Raw genomic sequence first — 5,393 nt, forward strand, 5'->3', positions numbered from 1 at the left:
GGGGCGCCGTAGGCATAAACGGTCGCGTTAAGTATTTGCCGCTTGCTTGGGCTTGGATGCCCAAAACAAGCTTCCGCAAAAATAGCGACTCCCCGATCTGTCCACGAATGGCAATGGGTACTCCCTTGGAGTTAACACCTAGTTGACCTCTTGCTGTTCCATACAGCACGAAACCATCTCTATTGAATGGTACGTAAAAGATCATTGCGGTGATTTATTTAAAACAAAGAAATCTTGTCCTCGGACGAGGACGGCGTCCGGTACTACATTGTGTACTTACAAAAAGACTAAAATAAGTACTACCAATTTAGTAATGACTCTAAAATATATAAATAATCAGTATGATACGAATAGCCAGCTAATCGATCGATCCGCGTAGTGCACTATCCAGTCCTTATAGGTCCACCACTATGTCCGTGAGGTTCTACTGCTTAGTCCGTGCAGTTACACAACTCAGTCCACCTAGTGCACCCCTGTGTGGATAACTCGTCCAATTAAACTCCACCATCCAGTCCGCTAGGTGCATCCTGTCTCAGGACTGTAAAAGGTGGTTATGATGGTGTTTACCAGTAATCCAGTCCGTGAAGTGCACCGCTGCCCTAGCGGCTACTAGAGGGATTTAGTCCGTAAGGTGCACCCTGTCTCGGGACTGTAAAAGGTGATTAAGACGGCGTTTACTGTAAAAGGTGATTAAGACGGCGTTTAGCAGCGATCCAGTCCGTGAAGTGCACTCCGCCCTAGCAGCTACTAGAGGGATTCAGTTTGTAATAAACAACCTGTTGAAGGCTCTGTTAGGTGCGAAGAACCCGTATTTTATGGGGAACGCTACGACCATTGCCTGTGATTTCCCAATTGCCTATCCAATCGTTCTCTTTAAGCTTACTCATGGTGCTACGCAGATCAACCATGAATTTATTGTATGCGCGCGGGTACTGGATGGTGGCCATGAGTTTTTTTGCGTGGATCTCATAGGACTTTGGCTGGCCACTCAGAAATCGATGAATCGCCTTACCGGGTGCAGTGAGCTTCTTGCGTAATGCCCAATCGATATACGTGAACTCGCTTTCGAGCCAACGTGCCATGACGGGCGTAAACTGGATATAGAGAATAGAGTTCTCCTCGTAGTCCTGCCATACAACATCAATCAACTTAATTGTTGTGCCGGTGCCCACGTATTTGTTCGCGGTCTTGTTGTCCAGCTCGATCGTTATAGCTGCGAGGCGCTTAATGCTGTCGAGCCTTAGCTGGTTGGCCTTTCCTCCCTTCTTTACGCCACACTCAGTCTGGATATCACTGAGCATGCAGTAGAGCACATGAACATGAACATCATCAGTGGTATTGTTTTTCCGTTGATAAAGCCTAGAGAGAGGACACGGTAGGTTGGCTGGCTGTCCAATTAATAGATTCTGACGCAGCTTGGCAATCGCGATCAGCGTGTCTTCATCGTAGACCGTCAGGGGTGGTCCATGCTTGCGTCCCTTACCCCAAGGGGTCTCGAAAGGAAGCGCGTTATCCTGATCGATGAGCTTGCTTTGCTTGCTGCGAATTCCCGGTACAAAGATCGGTATTCGAGTAAGTAGCGTAGGAAATTCAGACTGAGGGTGAATAGGGTGTTTGGAGAAACGCCCCTTTTGCTCTAGGTCAAAGAGGTTGAGCTGAGCGTTTTCGATTACTAACCGACTGGCTCTCCCGCGAACTTTAACTGGCTGACGCTCGGGTACACCAGACTTCACTGATGGAGTAGCATCGATGGTAACCGGTTCGGTACCACCCTGCTCTTTTTTGCGCTTGCTAACCTTCTCCTGCAGTCGGTCAAGCGTCTTGTATATTCTGCTTTTATTCTGTTTTTCCATCTCGAGTCCCTGTCTCGTCAGCTTTTCCTTCAAGATGGAAGGATATATTACTAAATACCGACCAACTTGGCAATATCTATGTGGTAGACTCCGAATGTTGTCAAGTCCAGTCTTCAGAAGCGGATTGGCACAATATAACCACAAGGAGCAAATAGATGTCGATCGCGCTACAAAGCATCAAAGAGTTGGTTCAACGCTCTGTCCTTCTCGAGGAAAACCTTAAAGCAAACTTCAATGCCCCCAACAACCAGCGAGTGCTTGATAAGCGCTGGCCAATGTCAGAGGTACAGGGATTTGTAGGTAGAACCGATGAGGGAATTCGCAACGCAGAGGATCGCGGGGCACTACCAAAGCCGGACATGAATGAAAGGAACAACCGGCGCAAAGGTTATACCCTTCCACAGATCAACTATATGAGAGAGCAGTTTGGCACCCATCCCCGTCGCTCTCCAACAGAAGACGATGTCTCTATTATTGCTGTTCAGAACTTCAAGGGCGGCGTAGGCAAGTCAACTTGTGCCACCCACCTTTCGCACTATCTGGCACGTCAGGGCTACCGGGTCTTGCTTGTAGATTGCGACAGTCAGGCTACCGCTACCCGTTTCTTCGGATACAACCCCGACCAGGACCTTAAAGAAAGTGACACCCTACTCTCCTATCTGGCCGGAGATACTCAACATCTTCGTAATGCGGTGCGTGACACCCACTGGGAAGGTCTCAAACTAATACCGGCTAACCTGCACCTATACGCCGCGGAATACATGATCGCAGGCCGTGCACAGGCCAATAGCAGCGATCAGATCTATTCGCTACTCAGAAATGGACTAGATACCGTCAAGAATGACTTTGATGTGGTTATTATTGATGCGCCACCTGCACTGGGCATGATCTCACTGAATGTGCTCTATGCCTCTAATTCGGTAATTGTGCCGATGTTGCCTTCCATGCCTGACTTCTATTCGACGATTCAGTTCTTCACCATGCTGGAGGAGGTGCTAGAGCACTTTCCGGAGGACATGACCTACGACTTTGTAAAGGTGTTAATCACGCGCAAGGAGAGTCGTACAGAGGGCACCTCGAGCCAGGACGATATTTCCGAGGATGCAGCGGCATTCTATGGCGATTACATGATGAGAAGTATCTTCTACAAGAGCAGGGCGATTGAGAACGCCTCTTCAGAGGCTCGCACAATATTTGAAGTTAATTCGCCGAAGGATATCGGTGTTGATAGTAAGACCTTCCGACGCGGTATAGAAACTGTTGAGGATGTCTGTGGTGAAATAGAGGGCTACATCCGCAACACCTGGCCTAGTGAGCAGCGTCGTAACGCAGGCCGAGTCGCTAACGCATAGGGGAGAGGGTTATGAATGATATTACGGATAAAGGAAACAAGGTGAAGAGAAGAAGGTCAGCTATTGGGTCAGTGCTCGATGGAGTGGCAAGCAAGAACACTACTGACAATACTGAGGGCGGCGACACCTCAGCACTATCCGAGCATCGTGGTCAGTCACGCATCACCAGCGCAATGAACGAGAAGGTTACATCGGTCCAGATAAAAGAGGTGCCACCCTCGCGTTGCAAAATGTGGTCACACCACAACCGCTTTTATGGCCTCCTCAATGAGGCAAGCTGCGCCGACCTGATCAAATCGATCAGAGACCAAGGACAGATACAGCCTGCGATTGTTCGTAAGGTAGATGGCGATGACGCGCATGATTATGAGGTGATCTGTGGAGCACGCCGTCACTGGGTGGCTACCCGCCTCGCGAGAGAGATCAAGATAGAGGTTCGCGATCTAACCGATGAGGAAGCGTTCCTTCTCTCTGATGCTGAGAATCGTGACCGCGAAGATATCAGTGAGTACGAGCGGGCGATCGAGTATCGAGATGCACTGAAGCTCTACTACGGTGGTAGACAGAGTGAAATGGCGCCAAAGCTCGGCATGAATCAAGGTCACCTCTCAAAGTACATCGCTCTCGCCGATCTACCTGAGGAGGTCGTTAGTGCCTACCCAGATCCTCGCTGGATTGCTATTCGCCATGCCGGTAAGTTGCGCCCACTGATGAAGGACAGCAAGCTACGTGAGAAGATCATCAAAGCGGCGGAAAGCATGTCAAAGGTGGAGGAGGGGAAGCGCCCTGCAAATGGTAACGATGTGCTCACCGCGCTCCTCGAAGCCACACAAAAGGTGAAGGCCGAAACACCCAAGCCAAAGGTGATTGAGATTAAATCAAAGGCTGGCAAGAAGATGCTAAAAGCAATTACCGCTGCCAATGGTGAAAAAACATTCTTACTATCGAGTAATAGCAATGCTAGCAAGGAAGAGATTCTCGAAGCGATCGGGGGACTCCTCTAGAAAATTATGCACGCGTGCATAATTTCACCTAACAATATGATTAATAAGAACAAACAGGGTTAGAAAGAAGGTTTTTGCGCGCTTGCTTATGAGTGACAATAATCCCCTGTATTCGTCAAAAGTTGCCACGTGGCAACTTTATTGTGAGCGATAGTGATAATGGAGAAGCGAGAAAGGCATGGAAAATGTCTCAAGTGAACTTAGGGTAATTCCGATTGATCTGATCGTGCGAGGCCGGTACCAACCGCGGGTTTTCTTCTCTGAGAAGGAAATTGATGCGCTTGCGGACTCTATCAAGTCGGTGCAGGTTGTCACGCCACCGATCGTTAGGCCTGTCTCCGGGGGGAGTTATGAGTTGGTTGGAGGTGAACGTCGCTGGCGTGCAGCCCAGCGTGCGGGGCTCTCGGAGATAGAGTGCATTGTTCGCAATTACACTGATGAACAGGCTGCCGAGGTGTCACTGATCGATAACATTCAGCGTGAGGATCTTTCGGCGATCGAAGAGGCTCAGCACATCCAGCGCCTGATGCGGGAGTTTGATCATACGGAGGTCTCGCTGGGTGAGCAGGTAGGCAAGTCGAAATCCGATATCTGTCATCTGCTGAGATTGCTGCAGCTGCCTGAATCGGTGCAAGAGATGATCGTTCGCCGTGAGCTGAAGAAGGGGCACGGCAAGGTGCTTCTCTCGGCAGAGGAGGGTAGTTGTCGACTGCTGGCAGAAAAGGCAGCCAGAAACAAATGGAGTGTTTCTCGCCTGGGTTCCGAGATTAATCGCCAAGCCATGCCCTCAACAGGGGAGGGGGTGCAAGGGTCTAAGCATGACCCCGATACCCAACGCGCACTCAATATTCTTACTGAGCGCTATGGCGCACCGGTGGATGTTGAGAAGAAGCCGGACGGGACAGGACGACTGGTTTTCTGTTTTTACTCCAACGAGGAGTATTTGGGGTTGTTTGATAACCTGCTGGGGCCAGTCGACTCGGATTTCTAGCCGGCTGAGAGCTATTTACCCATCCCCACTAAGCAGGTGGTGCTCTCTATATCTGCTGTTTAAACGTGTCCATGAGTAATTTCAGTGCCTACCGTCTTAGATAGACCTGCGCAATATTGTTAGGCACGGACGGTAATCCCCCCATTAATAATGGTTCTCATAAGTAGGGATCATGCAGCCTGATTCAACTTCT

General features: G+C 49.7%; 5 protein-coding genes. 3 read left to right on the plus strand and 2 right to left on the minus strand.

Going from position 1 to position 5,393, the window contains the following annotated elements:
* Both BOW52_RS17580 and BOW52_RS16110 read right to left on the minus strand, forming a co-directional pair.
* On the minus strand, window positions 1-205 hold a 205-nt coding region (locus BOW52_RS17580; RefSeq protein ID WP_236725790.1), incomplete at its 3' end, for a hypothetical protein.
* A 586-nt stretch (window positions 206-791) separates the two neighbouring features.
* On the minus strand, window positions 792-1,853 hold the full coding sequence (locus tag BOW52_RS16110) for a hypothetical protein (RefSeq protein WP_078485107.1): 1,062 nt from the start codon (window positions 1,851-1,853) through the stop codon (window positions 792-794).
* A gap of 155 nt (window positions 1,854-2,008) precedes the next feature.
* Here BOW52_RS16110 and BOW52_RS16115 point away from each other — a divergent pair, with 155 nt between their 5' ends.
* The 3 genes from BOW52_RS16115 (at window position 2,009) to BOW52_RS16125 (ending at window position 5,200) form a co-directional block, all read left to right on the plus strand.
* The gene (locus tag BOW52_RS16115) at window positions 2,009-3,205 is read left to right on the plus strand and encodes an AAA family ATPase (RefSeq protein ID WP_078485108.1); all 1,197 of its coding nucleotides are present in this window, start codon (window positions 2,009-2,011) and stop codon (window positions 3,203-3,205) included.
* An 11-nt stretch (window positions 3,206-3,216) separates the two neighbouring features.
* Window positions 3,217-4,209, plus strand: coding sequence for a ParB/RepB/Spo0J family partition protein (locus BOW52_RS16120; protein WP_078485109.1), 993 nt, complete (start codon window positions 3,217-3,219; stop codon window positions 4,207-4,209).
* Between the two features lie 178 nt (window positions 4,210-4,387).
* Window positions 4,388-5,200 carry a ParB/RepB/Spo0J family partition protein gene (locus tag BOW52_RS16125; protein WP_078485110.1) on the plus strand — a complete coding sequence of 271 codons (813 nt, stop codon included), beginning with the start codon at window positions 4,388-4,390 and terminating at the stop codon, window positions 5,198-5,200.
* The last annotated feature ends 193 nt before the right edge of the window (window positions 5,201-5,393 follow it).

Source organism: Solemya pervernicosa gill symbiont (assembly GCF_002020875.1).
Taxonomy (GTDB): Bacteria; Pseudomonadota; Gammaproteobacteria.